The sequence below is a fragment of the Haloferula helveola genome (assembly GCF_037076345.1).
Classification (GTDB): domain Bacteria; phylum Verrucomicrobiota; class Verrucomicrobiia; order Verrucomicrobiales; family Akkermansiaceae; genus Haloferula; species Haloferula helveola.
In genome coordinates, this window is record NZ_AP024702.1 from 514916 (window position 1) to 535316 (window position 20401).

Annotated in this window: 14 protein-coding genes; 9 read left to right on the forward strand and 5 right to left on the reverse strand. The window is 62.9% G+C overall.

The genetic code is table 11. From position 1 onward, the window contains the following. From HAHE_RS01650 to HAHE_RS01670, 5 genes are read right to left on the reverse strand one after another with little or no spacing between them, the layout of a single operon-like run. Window positions 1-1038 carry an oligopeptide/dipeptide ABC transporter ATP-binding protein gene (locus tag HAHE_RS01650; RefSeq protein WP_338688009.1) on the reverse strand — a complete coding sequence of 346 codons (1038 nt, stop codon included), beginning with the start codon at window positions 1036-1038 and terminating at the stop codon, window positions 1-3. Further along, window positions 1035-2048, reverse strand: coding sequence for an ABC transporter ATP-binding protein (locus HAHE_RS01655; RefSeq protein ID WP_338688010.1), 1014 nt, complete (start codon window positions 2046-2048; stop codon window positions 1035-1037). Before HAHE_RS01655 ends, HAHE_RS01650 begins: the two co-directional genes overlap by 4 nt. Continuing rightward, window positions 2041-4224 (reverse strand): ABC transporter substrate-binding protein, encoded by a 2184-nt coding sequence (locus HAHE_RS01660; RefSeq protein ID WP_338688011.1) that lies wholly within the window; start codon window positions 4222-4224, stop codon window positions 2041-2043. Before HAHE_RS01660 ends, HAHE_RS01655 begins: the two co-directional genes overlap by 8 nt. Next, window positions 4221-5774 (reverse strand): ABC transporter permease subunit, encoded by a 1554-nt coding sequence (locus HAHE_RS01665; RefSeq protein ID WP_338688013.1) that lies wholly within the window; start codon window positions 5772-5774, stop codon window positions 4221-4223. The genes HAHE_RS01660 and HAHE_RS01665 overlap by 4 nt, the downstream gene beginning before the upstream one ends. A gap of 1 nt (window position 5775) precedes the next feature. Beyond that, the gene (locus HAHE_RS01670; RefSeq protein ID WP_338688015.1) at window positions 5776-7068 is read right to left on the reverse strand and encodes an ABC transporter permease subunit; all 1293 of its coding nucleotides are present in this window, start codon (window positions 7066-7068) and stop codon (window positions 5776-5778) included. 195 nt (window positions 7069-7263) lie between these two features. Here HAHE_RS01670 and HAHE_RS01675 point away from each other — a divergent pair, with 195 nt between their 5' ends. From HAHE_RS01675 to HAHE_RS01715, 9 genes are all read left to right on the forward strand, one after another. After that, on the forward strand, window positions 7264-9165 hold the full coding sequence (locus HAHE_RS01675; RefSeq protein ID WP_338688017.1) for a peptide ABC transporter substrate-binding protein: 1902 nt from the start codon (window positions 7264-7266) through the stop codon (window positions 9163-9165). Continuing rightward, on the forward strand, window positions 9162-10091 hold the full coding sequence (locus HAHE_RS01680; protein ID WP_338688021.1) for an ABC transporter permease: 930 nt from the start codon (window positions 9162-9164) through the stop codon (window positions 10089-10091). The genes HAHE_RS01675 and HAHE_RS01680 overlap by 4 nt, the downstream gene beginning before the upstream one ends. Continuing rightward, a complete protein-coding gene (locus HAHE_RS01685; protein ID WP_338688024.1) occupies window positions 10081-11076 on the forward strand; it encodes an ABC transporter permease in 996 nt (331 codons plus the stop codon). The genes HAHE_RS01680 and HAHE_RS01685 overlap by 11 nt, the downstream gene beginning before the upstream one ends. 37 nt (window positions 11077-11113) lie before the next feature. Continuing rightward, a complete protein-coding gene (gene radC, locus HAHE_RS01690) occupies window positions 11114-11803 on the forward strand; it encodes a RadC family protein (protein ID WP_338688027.1) in 690 nt (229 codons plus the stop codon). Window positions 11804-11887: 84 nt separating this feature from the next. Further along, on the forward strand, window positions 11888-15061 hold the full coding sequence (locus HAHE_RS01695) for a PKD domain-containing protein (RefSeq protein ID WP_338688030.1): 3174 nt from the start codon (window positions 11888-11890) through the stop codon (window positions 15059-15061). A gap of 114 nt (window positions 15062-15175) precedes the next feature. Then, complete coding sequence (locus tag HAHE_RS01700) at window positions 15176-17326, forward strand: tetratricopeptide repeat protein (RefSeq protein WP_338688032.1); 2151 nt, start codon at window positions 15176-15178, stop codon at window positions 17324-17326. Between the two features lie 118 nt (window positions 17327-17444). Then, window positions 17445-18194, forward strand: a complete 750-nt coding sequence (gene nagB / locus HAHE_RS01705; RefSeq protein WP_338688034.1) for a glucosamine-6-phosphate deaminase — start codon at window positions 17445-17447, stop codon at window positions 18192-18194. 66 nt (window positions 18195-18260) lie between these two features. Continuing rightward, entirely contained in the window at window positions 18261-19625 is a 1365-nt protein-coding gene (locus HAHE_RS01710) for a hypothetical protein (RefSeq protein WP_338688037.1), read from the forward strand. 175 nt (window positions 19626-19800) lie between these two features. Next, window positions 19801-20361: a hypothetical protein gene (locus HAHE_RS01715; protein WP_338688039.1), complete on the forward strand. Its 561-nt coding sequence runs from the start codon at window positions 19801-19803 to the stop codon at window positions 20359-20361. The last annotated feature ends 40 nt before the right edge of the window (window positions 20362-20401 follow it).

The window sequence follows — 20401 nt, forward strand, 5'->3', positions numbered from 1 at the left end:
CTAGCCCGCGGCCCCGGTCGGGCAATCCCGAACACCTTCGGCAGCGACCTTCTCCCAGTCGTCGGGCTCGAGGCAGCAGGGATCGGCCGCGACCCAGTGACCGGGCTCGATCTCGACCAACGGCAGTTCCTTACCAATCGTCTCGTCGTAGCGCGGATGTCCGATCCGGTGACCGAAAGCGCTGCCCTTCGGAGGATCGATCGGCGAAGGCACGTCGCCCTCAAGCAATTCCCGCGTGATCTCACGCGTCGGATCCGGGTGCGGGATCGCCGACAGCAGGGCCTTGGTGTAGGCGTGCTTGGGACGCTGGTAAATGGCGTCGGAACTCGCGAGTTCGACGATCTTGCCGAGATACATCACCGCGACCCGGTCGGAGATGTGTTTCACTACGGCGAGATCGTGGGCGATGAAGAGATAGGAAAGCCCCATCTCGCGCTGCAGTTCGAGCAGCAGGTTGAGAACCTGGGATTGCACCGATACGTCGAGCGCCGAAACCGGCTCGTCGCAGATGACCATCCTCGGCTTCAGGGCGATCGCCCGCGCGATCCCGATCCGCTGCCGCTGTCCGCCCGAAAACTCGAACGGGTAACGGTCGGCACTCGCTGCCGGGAGCCCCACCCGGTCCAGCAACTCGTTGACCATGGTCCTCCGCTGCGCGGGTGTCGTCCCGCCATGAATGATGAAGGGCTCCTCGAGGATCTCCCGCACGCTATGTCGCGCATTCAGGGACTCGACCGGATCCTGGAAAATCATCTGCAGGTCGCGGCGGATCGGACGCATCGCCCCGACCCCGGCCGTCGTGATGTCGCTGCCCTCGAACACGATCCTGCCCGAGGTCGGCTTCAGCAAACGGACGATCGCCTTCCCGAGCGTCGACTTGCCGCAACCGGACTCACCCACAAGCCCGAGGGTCTCGCCGGGAGCGATTCCCAACGACACGCCGTCGACGGCCTTCACCGCACCGCTCTGCCGCATCAGCACGCCACTGTGCACCGGGAAGTGCACCTTCAGGTTCTCGACCCGCAGGATTTCGCTCATGCTTCTTCCTCCTTTCCCGCAAGCGCAACGTCGGCGCCGGCATAACAGATCGGACAGGCTTCGACCCAGTGATCCGGCGACGCCTCGATGAATTCCGGACGCTCCCGCAGCGTCGGACCCCGGCGCTCCATGCGCTGGCAGAACCGGCACCCCGGCACGAAATCCCGCAACGAAGCCACCATTCCGGGAATCACCGGCAGGATCGACTTGGGCTCGGTTTCCAACCGCGGGATCGAAGCCAACAACCCGCGGGTGTAGGCATGCAGCGGGTTGGCGAACAACTCCTTCACCGGAGCTTTCTCCACCACCCGGCCAGCGTACATCACGACCACCTCGTCGCAACTCTCGGCGATCACTCCGAGGTCATGGGTAATAAGGATCATCGACATGCCCAGCTCGCTCTGGAGCCGCTTCATCAGATCGAGGATCTGCGCCTGCACGGTGACATCGAGCGCGGTCGTCGGTTCGTCGGCAATGACCAGATCCGGACGGCAGGCCAAGGCCATCGCGATCACCACCCGCTGGCGCATCCCGCCGGAGAGCTGGTGCGGGTAGTCGCCGATCCGCTGCTCGGGTGCAGGGATCCGCACCAGGCGCAGCATCTCGATCGACGCCTCCCAAGCCTCCTTCTTGCTGATCTTCTTGTGCAGGAGGAAGCACTCCGAGAGCTGCTTGCCGATCCGGTGGACCGGATTGAGCGCGGTCATCGGCTCTTGGAAAATCACTCCGATCTCCCCACCCCGGATCTTGCGCATCTGCCTCGCCGAAATGCTGGTGAGATCCCGCCCCTTGAACATCACCTCGCCCTGAAGGATGCGGCCCGCCGGCTGGGGCAGCAGGCGGATGATCGACATCGCGGTCACGGTCTTGCCACAGCCCGACTCTCCCACGATTCCGAGCGTCTTGCCCTTGGGCACATCGAAGCTCACCCGGTCAACGGCGCGGACAAGACCACCATCGGTGTCGAAGGCGGTGATCAGATCGCGAACCTCGAGAATCGAATCACTCATCGGCCCCCTCCTCATCTTCAACGGCCGGCGGCGTTTCATCTCGCTCCGTTCCGTCGGTTTCGGACGGAGCGGCGGACTCCCCGCCGGCGTCCGTTCCTTCATCGGCTTCCGGCGTTCCCTTCTCCGGCTTCCTGAGGGTCCGGTATTGGTCAAACAGCAGAATCTTCTCACCAAACACCCGTCCTTCGCGCATCGCGGCGAGCGTGTCCTGCTTCATGTCCTGATCGATCCAGTGCAGGTGCGTCATTTCGGGCTCCGACGCGAGCCGCACGTTGAAGTCGTCCGGCCAGCGCACCCACCGCCAGTATCCGAGGCGGTAGAACGGCCGCTGGTACGACGGAATCCACACCGCACGGTCGTGGAAGATCTGCTCGAGTTCGCGGCTGGTGTTCTTGATCACCTCGTAGCTTCTCGCGTTGCGGTTCGCCTCGAGGATCTTGTCGACCTCGGGATCGGCGAAGATCGACAGGTTGTTCGTCATCGGCCGGGGCTTCTTCGTCCCCGGAATGTAGGCCTCCTTGGAGTGGAACTGCTGGTAGTAGTCCGGGAACGGCGGAGTGATCGCCCAACCGGAGAAACTGATCTGGTGCTCCTTGCGCGAGGTCTTCTGGAACGCGCTGGTCGGATCGAGCGCTTCGATCTTGTACTCCACACCGGCGCGGCGCGCCTCCTCTTTCAACCGCAGCATCATCGCCTCGACCGCAGGGATCTTGTAGGTCGTGATGGTGAACGAAAGCCGCCGCCCCTTGTCGTTCTCCAGGATCCCGTCCGGTCCGGACTTGGTGTATCCCGCCCGCGCGAACGCCTCGCGCGCCTTCCTCACCGAGTAATCACGGGCACGGATGTCCGGATTGGAAATGTCGCCGAAGCCCTCGTTGAGCAGATTCAGCCGCTCGGCGTCGCCCCGGAGATCCAAATCGATGACCTTCCGCCAGTTCGTCGCGTGGGACAGCCCGATCCGCACGTCCGGATTGTCGAGCGGCTTCTTGCTCAGATTGAAGTAAAGCCCCCTCGAGACCCGCGGGTAATCGTTGTAGAATGTCGCCCGCTCGAAGTATCCCTTGAAGGCGGCGTCTACCTCGGTCTGCTCGTACCACTTCTTGGCGTCGTTGAGGTAGTAGATGTCGATATCCCCCTGGAGGAACATCTGGAACTGCTTCTCCTCGTCGCGGACCTGCCGGTATTCGATCCGGTCGACATTGAAACGGTTTTTGTAGTACTTCCGGTCCTTCGCCCACCAGTCCTCGACGAGCGACAGCGAGATCGAGCGCCCCTTCTGGATGTCTTCCTCGCGGATCACGTAGGCACCCGTGGTCGGCCTCGGCCGCCAGTTGTAGCGCTCCTCGAAATCGGGACCGAACTCCTTGTAGAATCCCGCCTGTGAGGGAGGAATCGCGGCCCAGAACGGCGCCAGCGGCTTTGGGAACGCGTTGCGGATGCAGAGGTAGTCCTTGCCGTAGGTCGTGATCCCCCAGAACTGCTCGGAGTAGTAGTTCTTGTAGAAGGCCACGCTGAGGTAGTCGGAAAGGTAGATATAGAAACTCATCATCCAGTCCTCCGACGTCACCTCCTCGCCGTCCGACCAGCGCGCCTCATCGTCGATGTGGAAGAACACGGAGCGACCGTCCTCACCCACCGCCCACCTGTCGGCGAGGCCGGGGATGATCCTGTTGGTGTTCGGATGCAGCGAGATCTGGGCCATCTCGATGTCGTCCCAGTGGTACGAGCGGAACGAGTTGTTCGCCTCTTTGCCGCACGACCGGATGTTCGGCGGGTAAGTACCTCCCGGGATGTAGCTGTGCAAGGTCCCGCCCTTCTTCGCCTCTTCGGAGCCGAGTTCCGGCTGGTCCATTCCGAACTCCCACTCGAGATCTGCCGGCAGATCCTCAACCGACTTCCTTTGGAAGAAGTCCGGATCCCTGAGCCGCTCGCGTGTTTCGTCGAGAAGCTGCTCGGCCTCCTTGCGCTCGGCGTCGGTGAGCTCGCCCTTCAAGGCTTCCTCGAAGTCCGCGACGCGCTTGCCCAGATCCGCCCGGGTCTTCTCGTTGTAGCGCTCGTAGAACTTCATCCGCTCCTCCGTGCAATCGTACGGAGGATACTCGTCAGACGCTTCCCGGCAGGCTCCGAGCAGCAGCGGCAGCGCGGAGAGGAGAAGCCATGGAAGACGTCGCATCATTGGTAGGTCGTGAATTTCTTGGGATCGAAGGCTTCGCGGATCGCTTCGCCAACGAAGGTGATCAGCAACAGCAGGGTCACCATGATCGCGAACACCGAGCTGACGATCCACGGGGAACCGAGGTTCTCAACCCCGTCGTTCAGCACCCGGCCCCAGCTCGGATACGAGTCCGGAACCCCGAAACCAAGGAAGTCGAGGGCCGTCAGGGCGGCGATCACCGACGACACGCTGAAGGGAACAAGCGTGACGATCGTCGAGATCGCGTTCGGCAGGATGTGGCGGAAGATCACGCGGCCGGTGCCGGCACCGAGAACCTTCGCGGCACTGGCGTAGTCGCGCGCCTTCTCCTTGTAGGTCGAGGTCCGAAGATACACCGCGATCTGGATCCACGAGAAGATGCAGAAAACCAGCAGGATGGTGCCGAGCGTGATGTTGTCGCGGCCGATGTTGTTGCAGATGATCATCACCACCAGCAGGAAGGGCACGTTGCTCATGACCTCCATGATCCGCTGCATGACGAGGTCGTAGACGCCGCCGAAGTAGCCCATCAGGCAACCGAAGGTGATCCCGATGCCGTAGGTCAGGGCGAGGTAGATGATGGCCGCCTTGAAGATCACCTGCAGACCTCCGTAGAGCTGCGCGGCGATGTCCCAGCCCTTCTTGTCGGTGCCGAGGAAGTGCTTCCGCTGAAGGCTCGGCGGCAGCGGCGGATAGATGCGGCGGACCCAACCGCCCTCCTCCGCCAGCTCGGCGTTGTCCGGCACGGTGGTTTCGACCAGCCGTCCGTCCTCCCACTTCTCGCGACCGACCGGATCGCCATCGACATCGAAGACCTCGACATCCCACCGCAGCCGGCCTTCGCGCACCCGGCCGGAGCGCATCACCTTCGTCGGGTCGTCCTTCTGGTGCTGGTAGGCGTAGCCGTTGTAAGCCGTCTTGCCGTCCGGACGCGAAATCAGCCCGTCAATGATCGGAAGCGACAGCTCCATCTCATCATCGGAATCGAAAGTCGGATCCCATGGCACCGGGGCGAGGATCACCACGGCATCGGTATCCGATAGCCGCTCCTTGAGCTCGCGGTAGTTCGTCTCCTCCTCCCCTTCGGCACCGAAGAAGTGGGCGGGGTAGCGGTGGTCGACGAAGGCCGGGAAGTGCCACTCACCTTGGTATCGCACGGCCAGGGCTCGCTTTCCGACCAGCAACTGGTCGAGCATCGCAAGCACGAGCAGCACGATGAGGATCCGGAAGGAAACATAGCCCCGCCCGATCGAACGGAAGCGCTCCATCCGGCGCAACGTCAGCGGATTCCATTGGAAACCGCCGCCGAACGCCAGCAGCAGCATTCCCGCGATCAGGAGCAGCGAACTGAAGGTGATGCCGAAGATCTCCGCCCTCCACATTTCGAACCACGAGTCATTCGCCTTGTTCGGATCTCCGTCGAAGGAATAGAACCACCGCAGGCTAGGCAGCTCGAGACCGCAGAAGTGGGCTGCCGTCGCGGCGATCGCCACGAGGGCCAGAAGCAGGCCGATTTTGCGGGGAAACGTCATCTCACTTGTAGCTCACTCGGGGATCGACCAAGGCCACGCAGAAGTCGGAGATGACATTGCCCAGAAGCATCAGCAGGGCCGACACGAAGAGCACGCCCATCGTTACCGGGCGGTCGAACTCAAGCAGCGCGCTGAACCCGAGCAGGCCGAAGCCGTTGATGTCGAACACCCGTTCGATCAGCAGGCTGCCCGCGACGAAGATAGTCAGGTTCGCCCCGAAGGTGGTTGCGATCGGGATGATCGAGTTGCGGAACGCGTGCCGGAAGACCGCGACCCGGAAGCCGGTTCCCTTGGCGATGGCCGTCCGCACGTAGTCCGCGGCGAGGTTATCCATCAGGTTGTTCTTCATCAGCAGCGTCATCATCGCGAACGAACCGATGAGATAGCATGCGAGGGGCAGGACGCCGTGGTAGGCAAGGTCGTTGACCTTGCCGAGGAACGACAGGCTTTCGAAGTTATCGCTGGTGAACCCCCCGAGCGGGAACCACCGCATCTTGGCGGCCAGATAGACCACCAGCAGCGCGCCTAGGGCGTAACCGGGAATGGCGTAGCCGGCGAAGACCAGAACAGACGAGAAGTTGTCGAGCCAGCTCCGGTGTTTGATCCCTTTCAGAACACCGAGCGGAAGACAAATGCCGTAGATGAGCACCATCGCGATTCCTCCGTAGAAGAGCGACACAGGCATCCGCTGGACGATCATCTGCCAGACCGGATCCTGGTATTTCTGGGAGTAACCGAGGCTTCCTTGGAACAGGCCGGCGAACTTCGGCTTGTACAGCACCGCCCGGTAGTTCGGCATGCTGCCGATTTCCACACCCTTCACCCATTTCTCCCACCGGCGCGCCTGATCCTCCGGTGTCAGCAGCCGCACCCGCCAGGCCGAGGTGTCCACCCCCTCCTGGGGCACGATCTCCGGTTGTCCCCCGGAACCCTTGCTGACGGTTACCTCGTGGACGGTACCCGGCAGCGGAATGATCACCTCATCGGATCCGTCGGGGAACTCCCTGCCAATCGTCTCGATATCCCGGGGCAACATGCCCAGCCACTCGAAGTAGCCTCGGAAGATCCCTTTGTGCTCGTCGTACTCCTCCTCGATCTCGAGCACCTGCGAGGCGCTCAGCGAAGCTCCGGCCTCGGCCCGGCTGCGCTTCGAGTCGCCACTGCCCATGAGCCGCGATAGAGCCTGCTCGACCGGCCCGCCGGGTGTCAGACGCATGATGGAGTAGACCAGCAGCGTGATTCCGAACAAGGTGATCGGAACCAGCAGGAGGCGGCGGATGAAATAGGCTTTCAAGCGGTGGGCGAGTCAGGGATCGGCAGCTTCCGGGTGGTTCTAGCGACCCCCTTCCGCCATGCAAGCCCCCTCCATCGGAAAGGACCTGATTCGCCGAATTTGTTGGAAAAGCGGCAAGATCGGCGGCGTTGGTTCCACGTCCTGAACTTTTTCCCTGCCAATTTGGCGCGCCCCTCGCTTAGTTCCCCGCAAGCCATGCCCCACCGCCTGCTGAACGCCCTCCTGTCCGCCGCCTTCCTCGTCGTGGCGTCCTGCAACAAGGAGACTGCGGTGGACAAGGCCAACCGCGACGGAATTCTCCTCATGGGCAACTCGGCCGAGCCCAAGTCGCTCGACCACCAACTCGTCACCGGAGTCCCGGAGAGCAAGATCATCGGCGCCCTCTTCGAGGGACTCGCGGGCGACCACCCCTCCGAGGACGACACGATGTTGCCCGGCGCCGCGGCATCATGGACCCACAACGAGGGACTCACCGAATGGGCCTTCGAACTCCAACCGGAAGGCAGGTGGTCCGACGGCGAAGACGTCAAGGCGAGCGACTTCGTCTTCGCCTACCGCCGCCTGCTCACCCCGGAATTCGCCGCCCCCTACGTCGACATGCTGTTCCCGATCGAGCATGCCGAGGAGTTCAACAAGGACATGCGCGGCGAGATCCTCTTCCGCATCTCCCCCACACCGGAGCTGCCGTGGGAAGATTGTTCGGATGTCAATTTCCATGGCGACGGCTCGGTCGACATCGAGGACATCAAGGACAAGGACTGGGACGACCTGACCGCCGAGGAGCGCCGGCTCTACGTCCGCGCCAAAGGACTCGACCCGCTGACGAAAGAGAAGCTGGAGTGGATTGCCGAGGACACTGACGACCGCTTCGTCTGGCCCGATGGATTCGGGAAGCAGTCGGTCGTGATGGACCGCATGCTCGAGTTCGCCGGCAAGGACCTCTGGGACATGGCCAAAGTCGGCGTGACGGCGCCCGCCAAGCGCACTCTTTCGGTGAAACTCAAGGAACCGGTCCCCTACCTTCCGGCACTGAGCCGGCACTACACCTGGTTCCCGGTTCCCGAGCACGTGGTAACCCGCTTCGGCAAGCTCTCCGACCGCTTCACCGACTGGTCCGATCTTGGAAACCTCGTCGGCAATGGTCCGTTCCAACTCAAGGAATGGCGATACCACGACGTGATCGAGGTCGAACAGAATCCGCATTACTGGGACGCCGGCAATGTCGGACTCAAGGGCATCCGCTTCTTCCCCATCGAGAATCCCTTCACGGAGGCGCGGGCTTTCATGTCCGGACAACTCCACTCGATGTATTCCCTCCCGACCGACCTCATCGAGTGGTCCAAGAAGAACCATCCGCAGTATTTCAGGCAGGAACCGTACGTCGCGACCACGTTCATCCGGATCAACAACACCCGGCCCGGCCTCTCCGACCCGCGCGTCCGGCGCGCGATGTCGCTGTGCATCAACCGCGAGGAGGTCTGCAAGTACATCCAGGAGGGCTACACTCCGGCCAACTCGATGACGCCGAAGATGGGCGCCTACGAGCCGAAGACGATGCTGTCGTTCAACCCGGAGGAAGGTAGGAAACTGCTCGCCGAGGCCGGCTACCCGAACGGCAAGGGTTTCCCGCGCTACTCGATGCTGATCTCGAAGCCGACCGCCCGCGCCGCCGCCGAGGCCTATCAGGCGATGTGGAAGGAACACCTGAACATCATCATCGACATTCAGAGCATGGACTGGGGTTCCTACAACACCGCCCAGCAGAATCTCGACTTCGACCTGAGCTCCGCCGGTTGGGTCGGCGACTATCTCGACCCGACCACCTTCCTCGGCATGTGGACCGAGGGCAACGGCAACAACAACACCGGCTGGGGCAGCGAGGAATACGAAGCCCTGCTCTCCGATGCGGCCAAGCAGGCCGATCCGGCAAAGCGCCTGGAGACGCTCAAGAAGGCCGAGGAATTGCTGATGACCGAACAACCGATCCTGCCGGTTTCGTTCTACGCGAGGAACTACCTGCACCGCCCGGAGGTGAAGGGATGGCACCCGCTGCTCCTCGACAACCATCCTTACAAGTTGCTGAGTCTCGAACCATGATCCGTTACTGTTTACGTCGGCTCGGTCAGGGCGTCCTCGTCCTGTTCGTCCTCCTGACGATCACGTTCTTCCTCGTCAAGGCCCTCCCGGGCGGACCCTTCGACAAAGGCGAACGGGCGATTCCCGAACACTCGCGGGAACGTATGGAAGCCTACTACGGTCTCGATAAGCCACTGGTGACCCAGTACTTCCTGCGGATCAAGAACCTCGCCTCGGGAAACCTCGGCGTGAGCCTGCGGCTGGAGGGCCGTGAGGTCAGCGAGATCATCGGGCAGGCCTTCCCCATTTCCTTCCAACTCGGATGTGTTGCCATGCTGACCGCCCTCGCGATCGGTGTGCCGCTCGGCGTGATCGCGGCATGGAAGAAGAATTCCGCCATCGACTACGGTGCCATGGGCATCGCGATGATCGGCATCTGCGTGCCGTCCTTCGTGATCGGACCGGTGCTCGCCGACTTCTTCGGACGGCGTCTCGAACTTCTGCCTTCGATCGGCTGGAGCTTCACCGACCCCCGGCACTGGATCCTGCCCGCCTTCACCCTCGGACTGATCTATGCCGCTTACCTCTCCCGGCTAACCCGCGCCGGCATGCTCGAGATCCTCTCCCAGGACTACATCCGGACCGCCCGCGCGAAGGGCGTCTCGGAAAAAAACATCCTGATCCGCCACTGTCTGCGGGGAGGCCTCATTCCCGCGGCCGCCTACATCGGCCCGGCCTTCGCGGGGATTGTCTCGGGATCACTGGTGATCGAGGCTGTCTTCGCCATCCCGGGCCTAGGCACCCACTTCATCAAGGCCATCGAGAACGAGGACGAACCGGTGCTCACCAGCATCGTCCTGCTCTTCGGAGTCCTTATTATCCTCGCCATTTTCGCCAGCGACGTGCTCGGCGCCTGGCTCAATCCGAAGATCCGCCGTGGCAACTGATTACCAGAAGTCCCTCGAGGACCAGATCAAGGGGAGCTCCCTGTGGCAGGACGCTTGGGCGAGGCTTCGCAGGAACCGCGCTGCGGTCGTATCCGCCTACGTGCTGGCGACCATCGTGCTCTGCTGCATCATCCTGCCTTTCATCACGCCGATCGTTCAGGACCCGAACCTTCAGGAACTCTCGAACAAGAATGCCGGACCCTCGGGCGAGCATTGGTTCGGCACCGATCACCTCGGACGGGACATCTTCTCCCGCGTTCTCTACGGGGGGCGGATCTCGATGCTCGTCGGCCTGGTCACCACCGCGGTCTCGGTCACCATCGGCGTCGTGTGGGGCGCCGTGGCAGGATTCTCCGGCGGCAGGACCGACGACATCATGATGCGGACCGTCGACATTCTCTACGCGCTCCCCTTCCTCGTGATCGTGATCCTGCTTGGAAAGGTGATCGCCGAGCACACATCGGAACTCACCGACAACGTCGTTGCCTTCATCGCCGGTGAAGATGCCGAAATGAAACGGCAACTCGCGGTGAGGACGTGGGTGGAGCCGATCACGACACTCGTTCCGTTGTTCATCGCGATCGGCGCGCTCTCATGGCTCAACGTGTCGCGGATCGTCCGCGCGCAGGTCCAGAGCATCGCCAGCCAGGAGTTTGTCGAGGCGGCCCAGTCATTGGGCATTCCGCGCTTCAAGATCCTCTTCAAGCACATCCTGCCGAACGCGCTTGGTCCGATCATCGTCTACACGACCCTGACGATTCCGGGCATCATGCTTTTCGAGGCCACCCTTTCTTTCCTCGGTCTGGGCGTGAAACCACCGAACAGTTCGTGGGGCATCCTCATCGCGGAAGGAGCCGACCGGATGAGCGCGAACTTCCCGCTCCTTTTCTTCCCGTCGCTGTTCTTCGCGGCCACCCTGTTCGCCCTCAACTTCCTCGGCGACGGCCTGCGCGACGCGCTCGACCCGAAGTCGTCCAAAGACTGATCTTGCCTTCACGCATCATGCTGTTCATAGAAACAGCATGATGATCCGGGATCTGCCCGACCGTGAACGCCCTCGCGAGAAGCTCGCCCACCGCGGCGCGGCCAGCCTCGACAACGCCGAACTGCTCGCCCTTTTCCTGCGGACCGGAACGAAGGGCAAGAGCGCGATCGAGGTCGGGCGCGAGATCCTGAACCACTTCGGCTCCCTCCATGCCTTGGGCTCGGCCGGCATCGATGCCCTCGTCCGCTGCCCGGGTCTTGGTCTCGCCAAAGCCTGCCAACTGGCAGCCGCCTTTGAACTCGGCGCCCGCGCCGCCCGCGAGCAGACGGGGCTCAAGCCTCTCGACTCGCCGGAACGGATCCACAAGTGCTTTGGTCCCCAACTGGCATGGCTGGGAGACGAGAAGCTGGTCGTGGCACTCGTGAACAGCCGACTCCAGCACCTTGCCACTGTCGAAATCAGCTCCGGAACCCTCACCGAAACCACCGCCCACCCCCGGGAGGTCCTGAGGCCGGCAATTTTACAAAAAGCCTACGGTTTCGCCCTGCTGCATAACCATCCCTCAGGGGATCCCTCTCCAAGCTCGGCGGACATCCGATTCACCCGAAGCATCGCCGAGGCCGCGAAACTCATGGAAATCCGGCTGATCGACCATGTGATCATCGGCCGACCGTCCCCCGGCCGGGACCCATACTTCTCCTTCCGAGAGGGCGGAATTCTTGGATAACGCTACGCGATCACGTGTATTTGGTTAAGATATTTTAAAATTGTTTGAAGATTGATATTCGGGTATTGCCCCTAGGCGTTCCCGATGAAACCAGCCACTCATCTCATCCTCGGCGCGAGCCTGCTCGCGATTTCCGCCCTCTGGGTCACCCAACGACCGGCTTCCGAATCAGACGAACCCAGCAAGAACGAGGCAAAGCCAGCAAACCGGCAGTCGGCCAATCCCTCGGATGAGGCTTCCGGTCACAGCTGTGATGGCTCATGCAACCATGCTTCCGGCCCGGTTTCACTCCGCCGGGTGCAAACTCCCGCCCGAACAGGGTGGCAGACCGCCGACCCGGGTGAGTGGGTCGATTTGGGCTTCGCTCTCGAAGGCATGACCCAAGCCCGGGTGATCAGCCGCAAGGCATTCGATGACGGACGAATCACGATGTCGCTCGAACTGCCCAACGGCGAAAGCCTCTTCATCAGCAGGATCGGAGATGAATGGGAGGGCCGCATGCTCCCCCGCGATCCGGGCAACGGCTGGATTCTCCGGGGCAAGGGCAACGAAGTGGAACTGGTCGAATTGCCCTTCAGCTCGATGATCTGCGCATCGACCGACCCTCAAGGCAACGAATTCGGCGGACTCCTCGCCGCTCCGGCGCCAGACCCGGAAGAGGGTGAGATCGGTCCTCCGGCCCAAGCCGTGGTGGCTCCGCCGATGAACAGCCTCCCCGGCGCCAACGGCGTCATCTATCTCGACTTCGACGGCGAGAACGTCACCGGCACGTTCTGGAACTCCTACAGCGGGATCGATCCGATCGTCGCCCCGGAGTCCGGTCTCACCCTGAGCGACATCGACCTGATCTGGGAACGGGTCTCCGAGGACTACAGGCCGTTCAACGTCAACGTCACGACCGACCGCAGCGTCTACGACAGCTATCCGGTCAACCGGCGGACGATGGTGATCTTCTCGCCCTACAAGGACTGGTACAGCACCAATCCGGCCGTCGGCGGCGTGGCCAGCACCGACATCTTCGGCAGCAGTTTCAGCGACACCCCGGCGTGGGTCTTCACCGCCGCGCAATCCTACATCGCGTCGAATTGCCACGAAGCCGCCTCCCACGAGGCCGGGCACGTGCTCGGACTGCATCACGACGGCAACAGCAGCACCGCTTACTACGAGGGTCATGGTAGTGGGCTGACCACTTGGGCACCCATCATGGGCCTCGCCTACACCCGGATCGTCAGCCAGTGGAGCAAGGGCGAGTATGCCGGCGCCAACAACGCCGAAGACGACCTCGCCATCATCACCAAGACCTACAACGGACTCGGCTATCGCGACGACGACTACGGTAACGATATCGGCAGTGCCTCCCCGATGACCACGTCCGGCACCGATTCGGCCGCCTGCAGCGGCATCATCGAGCGCAACACCGACGCCGACGTCTTCAGCTTCAGCACGGCTGGAGGAAGCATCTTCCTTTACGCCGACAACAATCCGGAAGATCCGAACCTCGACATCCGCATGCGCCTCCTCGACGCGGCCGGAGCCCAGATCATCGATTCGAATGCTTCGTTCGAAATGGAGGCCAGCATCTCGACCACGCTGGCACCGGGCACCTACTTCATCGAGATCAGCGGTGCGGGAGCCTACGACCCGTCCACCGGCTACAGCGACTACGGCAGCCTCGGATCCTACTCGGTGAGCGGAACGGTGCCTCTCCCGATGGAACTGACCGCCGAGATCACTTCCCCCTCCTCCGCCCAAGTCAGCCTTCCCGAAGGCACCGGGTTGGTCCTCGAAGCGGCAGGAACCTCGGGGACGTTGTCATGGCAAACCGTCGCCGCACCCGCGGGAGGGATCGTCGACTACTCGTCGCCATCGGCCGGCTCGACCCACGTCACTTTCTCGACGCACGGCATCTATCAGATCCAGCTGACAGCGACTTCCGGTCCCGACGTGGAAACCGACACTATCGAGATCTCGGTCGATGAATCGGGCGCAGTACCGCTCTATGCTGCCCAAGCCGCGGGCGTCGACCTCGGCCCCGACGGCAATGTCTACGGAAAGCAGATTGCCCTCAACCCGACGATCTCCGACGACGGACTCCCCGCCGCGCCCAGCTACGAATGGACCGTCCTCTCGGGTGACGGGCTGATTTCTTCCGGCACTGCAGCCAACCCCACCCTCACTTTCCCAACAGCGGCCACGACCCGCCTCCGCCTCACCGTGAATGACGGCGACCACCGCACCTTCGATGAGATCGAACTGACCGCGGTGTTCGAGGATCTGACCTTCATCGCCGGCGCCGCGTCCGCCACCGTGACCAACTCTACGAGTGGAGTTTTCGACCTCGCCTGGAAGACTCCCGGATTCAACGACACGGCGTGGACGCCAGGCTCGCTCGGCACCGGCTTCGACGTCAACAAGGGCAATGGCAACCAGCCTTATCTCGCCCTGATCGGCTCGAACCTGAATCTGGCCACCAGCATGAAGGACAACTCGGTCGGGTGCCTCATCCGCGTACCTTTCGAAATCACCGACCCGGCCGCGGTTCTCTTGATGGATCTGCGGATCAACTACGACGACGGCTTTATTGCCTACATCAATGGCCACGAGGTTGCGCGGGCGAACGTCCCCAACGGTCCGCCGGCATGGAACACCGCCGCCTCGTCGGACCGGCCGGACCCATCCGCCATGACGCCCTCGGTCTTCCAGCTTCCGATCGCTCCGGACATGTTCGTGGAAGGCACCAACATCCTCGCGATCTACGGAGCCAACTGGTCGATCGACAGCCGCGACGACAAGGAGTTCCTCATCTCGGCGACACTCGATGGCACCGTCACCACCTTTCCCGAACCTCCGTCCTCTCCCTTCCTGACCGCAGTCTCGGGCATCGCCGATCCCGCCATGCGAACCGAGGAAGCGGATGCCGACGGAGATGGCCGCAGCAACTTCTACGAGCACGGTGCCGGCACCGCTCTGGATTCAGCCGACGCCAGCTACCCGATGGTCGGTCCGGCCGATCCCTCAAACTTCCGGATCACACTTCCCGCGAGCCCTCCCTCCGATGTGGTCTACCGGATCGAGCACAACAACGATCTCGGAGGTTCCTGGGACGTGATCGCCCAGCGGACGGGCGCCGGACCATGGTCGGGCGCAGCGCCTGCAAGCGTGACCCCGGTCCCCGGGAATCGGGAAGCGTTCGAGTTCGCAACACCCGCCGGAAACCGCGGATTCTTCCGCCTCCGGATGGAGCTTGCGACTCCCTGAGGGCTCCCTTCGCGCGTGGTTTTCCCTCTTGCGGCGGCGTGGGGGCTTCCCTAGCCTCCGCCCGCTATGCCACGGAGCGCCAGAGAGTTGAGGCCGATCCTACTTGCCGCCGCCGTGGCGGCTTGCACCGGTATTTCCCCCTCCCTCGCCCAGCAGCCTGCCGCACCTGCACCAGCACCGGCCCAGTTCGATCCGTCGGACGTCTACTTCCAAGGCTGGCTTCTTTCTCGCGACGCCGAAAAACTGGCTGACCAAGAGAAATACTCCGAGGCCCTCGAAAAGCTGCGTCGCGCCCAGCAGCTCTTCGACACCATTTCCAAAACCTTCCCCATGTGGAAGCGGGAGATGGTCCAGGGCCGCAGGACCAAGACACTCGACAGCATCGCAGTCGTCGGGCCGAAGGCGCTGAAGGAGCGCGAGGAACGCGACAACGTCGTTGCCGAACTCGAGGGCGGCGCACGGGTCGCCGGAGTGGTGGAGGGTGAAACGCCGCGCCCGCTGAACGGCGGTATCCCCGAAGCACCGATCCGTCCCGCCCAGCCGGTGGAGACGCTTGAGTCGCGCCGCATCGCCGAACTTCAGCGTCAGGTTGACGAACTTCAGCAGCGAATCCGGGCGACCGAAGGCGGCCGGGACAGCGATCGTGCCACCTCCGAGCGCATGAGGGATGCCGCTATCGCCGAGTTGCACAAGACCCGCGGCGAACTCAATCGACTCCGCCGGGAAGTCGCGGAAGGACCCGTTCAGGAGGAAATCGACGCCCTCGCCCGCCGGATCAACGGACTTGAGGAAGAGAAGGCCGTGATGGGACGCGCCTTGGACGCGAGTCGCACCGAGACCCGCGAAGCCAAGGCGCAGATCGACGCTCTCCAGGCGGAACGGGCGCGCCTGATCGGCCAGGTCGAAGGTCTCCGGCAAGAGGTCGCGGACAACAAGGCCAAGCTTGAGCTCGAGCGGAAGACCTCGAACGAAGTGGTCGCCGGCCAACTCAAACAGATCCGCCAACTTCAGGACGAGCTGCGGCTCAAGGACGATCAATTGGGAAAAGCCAACCGCCGGATCACCTCTCTTGAGGCGGAACTCAAGGAAGTCCGCGAATCCTTCGACGAGCTTCAGGAAGAACGCGACGAATTGCTACGGGAGCGAGACCAGATGGCAGCGCTGCTCAAGCTCAATGAAGCGGGCCAACTGCAGGAGGTGATCGACCAGAATATGGCTCTCGACCGCGAACTGCGGGAGGCCAAGAAGCGTCTCGATCTGCTGCAGGAGGACAACGACGCCACCAAGGACGACCTTCTTCAGGCACTCCGCGATCTCGCAATCAGCAAGCTCAGGATCCAGGAGTTCCGTCGCGAGCGGGACGAACAACAGCAGCGGATCAACCAGTTGCAGCAGCGGCTCCAGCAGGAAGCCCGCGGCCTGGCCGACAACTCCGACGACCCCGGCGAGGCGGAGATGCTGCGATCGATCATCAATAAGCAGCTCCGGATTCAGAAGAAGCGGTCGGAAGCGCGTGACATGCTGCTTGCCACCCTGAAGGAGAAAGCCTCGGGCGATGTCGAAATCCGTCGCGCGGTCGAGACTTATCAAGGAGCCGAACTCAACCTGACGCCGGAAGAACTCAAGGTCATTGACGGCCAGGAGGTCGATGGCGTGATCATCTCGCCCTACGCACGACCCCGCTCGGAGGTTGAACGCAGCCTCGCCGGCCTCGACCGGGAATTGGAACCCTACCGCAAGGCGGGCGTCCGGGCCTACCAGAACGGACGGCTTCGAGCCGCACGCGAGGCGTTCGAGATGATCATCGAGCGCCATCCGGGTGACTCGACTTCCATGTGCCGGCTCGGATTGGTGGAATACAAGCTCGAGGAAACAATCGGTGCCGCGGAGATGTTCCGCCGGGCGACGGAAATCGACCCGAAGAATCCTTACGCCCACCGCATGCTTGCCCACTTGCTGAGCAAGCTCGGCGACCAGCGGGAGGCCGCGATCTCGGCCCGACGCGCGGTCGAGCTTGCCCCGTCGAACGAGCAGGGCCACCTGATCCTCGGCAAGATCCAGGCGCTTTCGGGAGACTTCGATCTCGCAGTGGAATCTTTCAAGATCGCGATCTCCTGCGACCCGACCAACGCCGAGGCCCACTACAATATCGCCGCGCTCTGCGCCCGGCAGGGACGCAAGAAGGAAGGTCTCGAGCACTACAAGAAGGCGCTTGAGCTCGGCGCACCTCCGAATCTGGATCTCGAGAAGCGGCTGAGCCGGTGAAGCCGGCATGCCCAAGAGGCCGGAAACGGCAGAGGAAACCGGTTTCCCGCCAACTCCGTGCGGTTGATAGCCGTTTTGCCTTTGACTTTGTTCCGGTCGCCCCCCATTTCCCCGCGCCATGACGCGATCCCCAAACGTCACGATCTTCGCCGACAAAGCCGCAGCCTGCCGGTCGTTGGCCGCGGAGTTGGCGAAGCTCATCCGGGAAACCAACGCCACCGGGCGCTCGGTCGTACTGGGTCTCGCCACCGGTAGCACCCCGATCCCTCTCTACCAGGAACTGATCCGCCTGCATTCCGAGGAGGGACTCTCCTTCTCCCAAGTCATCACCTTCAATCTCGACGAGTATCTCGGCCTCGAGCGCCAACACCCCGAAAGCTACTGGACCTTCATGCACCGGCAGCTTTTCGACCATGTCGATATCCCTGCGGAGAACATCCACATCCCATCCGGTACGGTTGGGGATGTGGCGGCCCACTGCGCCGAGTATGAGGCGGCAATCGAAGCAGCCGGAGGCATCGACTTCCAACTTCTGGGCATCGGCCGGACCGGCCACATCGGTTTCAACGAGCCCGGCTCGCCACGCGACAGCCGCACCCGCCGGATCGAGTTGGATCCGGTCACCCGTGAGGATGCTGCGCCGGCCTTCGGCGGGCTCGACAAGGTTCCGACCCACGCCATCACGATGGGCTGCGGCACGATTCTCGCCGCCCGCCGGATCGGCCTCCTCGCTTTCGGCGCCCACAAGGCGGCCATCGTCCGTGAAGCTATCGAAGGCCCGGTCACCGATCAGGTGAGCGCCTCCTTCCTTCAGGATCACCCGGACGCCTGCTTCTATCTCGACCGGGCTGCGGCCGGGCAACTCTGAGCCTTCCCGGGCTTTTCACAGAAAAATCGCATCGCACGGCGCCGCTTCCGGGGTATGCTCCACGGCATGTCCGAAAAGACGCCCAGCAAGGATCTGCAAGCCGCATGGTCCCGCGCAGCTGACAAGGTGGCCCGCCAGGTCAACCTCGGCTGGTGGACCCAGACCCTCGCCGCGCCCTTGGTCATTCTGGGCCTCGCCGGAGCCTGCGCCCTGCTGCTGGTGCGCCGTCAGCTCCCCGATCTGCCGGTCTGGCAGCTCTCCCTTTGGACCACGGGCACACTCCTCATCGTCGCCGCCGCGGCCTGGCTTTTCGCGAGACGCCGTTTCGAACACCGCGAAGCTTCGATGGTCCGGATTGAGGCGGCGATGCAGATGCGCAACTCTCTGTCAGCGGCCCGCGCGGGCGTCGCTCCTTGGCCGGCCCTTCCGAACCACATCGACCCCGGCCTCTCCTGGAACTGGCAGCGTGTCGTGATCCCGCCGGTGGCGGCGCTCGCGTTTCTCTCGGCCGGTCTCCTGATTCCGCTTTCGGCGGTCGGGGAGGATCCGGGAGCCACACCGGATGAACCGATGGCTTGGGAAAAGATTGAGGCCGACCTCGACCGGCTCGGTGAGGACGATGTCATCGATGAAGCCTATCTCGAGGAGACCAAGAAGAAGCTCGAGGAGCTTCGTTCGAAAGACGAGGAGGAGTGGTTCAGTCACTCTTCTCTGGAAGCCACCGACTCGCTTAAACAGCAGCACGAGTCGGAACTCGAACGGTTGTCCCGCGACCTTGAGCGAGCGGATCGGGCTCTCGGCAGCCTGCAAAAGAATGCTGGCGCAATGCAGCAGGGGCAGAAGGACCAGCTGATGAATCAGTTCGATCAGGCTCTTCAAGGCTTGCAGAACGGCGCCCTTAAGCCGAACCCGGACCTCCTCGACCAGCTGCGGCAGCTCGATCCCAACGACCTCGGCCAACTCAATCAGGAGCAGATCGAGCAGCTTCGGGAAAACCTCCAGAAAGCCGGTGGCGCCTGCAAAGAGTGTCAAGGCGGCGGTGGTGGGCAAGGCGAGGAATGGCTCGACGAACTCATGGACGGCGAAGGCCAAGGCGGAGGCGAGGGTCAGCAACCCGGACCGGACGGAGAGGACGGCCCCGGTGGAAAAGGCGGCGTCGACCGCGGCCCGGGCCACGCCGGAGGAGTTCTCGGCAAGGAAGGGGATCCCCTGAAAACCGGAGACCTCGAGGCTCTTGAGGCCAAGGACCTTTCACGCTCGCTCCCGGGTGACCTGCTTCAGTTGCAGGATGGCGAGCACGAAGTCAGCAAGGATCCGACCAAGCCGCAGACGGGCGGAAGCGTCGAATCCACCGGATCGGGTGGCGATCGGGTCTGGCGCGAGTCGCTCGATCCCGATGAGCAGAAGGCGCTGAAACGCTTTTTCGAGTAATCCCGGATCCCCGGAGTTGGCCCGCTGGAGCGTGAACCCGGAGCCAAATTCCTGCTTTCCAAGCGGGGTTTGGAGCTGCTAGGGTTGCCGAGTCGCAGGGATTTTTCCGCTCCTGTCCCCGATTTTGGAGGAGCGAGCGCCATCTCTCGACAGCAACCCCACCCCACCCTCCGACATGAATACCTCCCTCGCGATCACGCTTGCGGCCGGAATCGCAACCACCGCCGCCTTCGCGGAAAAACCGGTTGATTGCTCGCCGATCGCTGCACGCACGCAGACCACGGCCGAGCGGGCCACCGTCGATCCGATTGAGCTCCTCAAGTTGGTCGACAAGGAGGTCGCCGCCTATCCCGATTGCGCTTGCGAAGTCGTTCGCGCGGCCATCATCGGAACCAACTGCGACGACGCGATTGTCGGCTACGTGGTGGAAACCGCCGTTCGCGCCGCTCCCGAGCACATGCGCCTGATCGCCCAGTGCGCGATCGCGACCGCTCCCGATTCCCTCACGCGAGTCCAGGAAGTCCTCTCCCGCCTCGACCCTGCCGCCGGCAAGGAAGGCAAAAGTGCCAAGAGCGCCAAGGGCAAGGGTATCGAAGTGAAGCCCGCCGCGACCCCACCCAACCCTCTCGACATCCCGCGGATCGAAATTCCGCCGATCCCGCCGGTGATTGTTCCGCCGCCCTCGACTCCGACCGATTTCCGTCGGCCTCCGGTGGAAGAGGAAATCCCGGGCTGAGCAACGCTGGGAACATTTTTCGGAAAAGCCGGAACCTCAG

What these genes read in the sequence shown, in the direction of transcription:
- HAHE_RS01650 (WP_338688009.1), bottom strand. Translation starts at nt 1,038, where the DNA reads ATGAGCGAAATCCTGCGGGTCGAGAACCTGAAGGTGCACTTCCCGGTG.
- HAHE_RS01655 (WP_338688010.1), bottom strand. Translation starts at nt 2,048, where the DNA reads ATGAGTGATTCGATTCTCGAGGTTCGCGATCTGATCACCGCCTTCGAC.
- HAHE_RS01660 (WP_338688011.1), bottom strand. Translation starts at nt 4,224, where the DNA reads ATGATGCGACGTCTTCCATGGCTTCTCCTCTCCGCGCTGCCGCTGCTG.
- HAHE_RS01665 (WP_338688013.1), bottom strand. Translation starts at nt 5,774, where the DNA reads ATGACGTTTCCCCGCAAAATCGGCCTGCTTCTGGCCCTCGTGGCGATC.
- HAHE_RS01675 (WP_338688017.1), top strand. Translation starts at nt 7,264, where the DNA reads ATGCCCCACCGCCTGCTGAACGCCCTCCTGTCCGCCGCCTTCCTCGTC.
- HAHE_RS01680 (WP_338688021.1), top strand. Translation starts at nt 9,162, where the DNA reads ATGATCCGTTACTGTTTACGTCGGCTCGGTCAGGGCGTCCTCGTCCTG.
- radC (WP_338688027.1), top strand. Translation starts at nt 11,114, where the DNA reads ATGATGATCCGGGATCTGCCCGACCGTGAACGCCCTCGCGAGAAGCTC.
- HAHE_RS01695 (WP_338688030.1), top strand. Translation starts at nt 11,888, where the DNA reads ATGAAACCAGCCACTCATCTCATCCTCGGCGCGAGCCTGCTCGCGATT.
- nagB (WP_338688034.1), top strand. Translation starts at nt 17,445, where the DNA reads ATGACGCGATCCCCAAACGTCACGATCTTCGCCGACAAAGCCGCAGCC.
- HAHE_RS01710 (WP_338688037.1), top strand. Translation starts at nt 18,261, where the DNA reads ATGTCCGAAAAGACGCCCAGCAAGGATCTGCAAGCCGCATGGTCCCGC.
- HAHE_RS01715 (WP_338688039.1), top strand. Translation starts at nt 19,801, where the DNA reads ATGAATACCTCCCTCGCGATCACGCTTGCGGCCGGAATCGCAACCACC.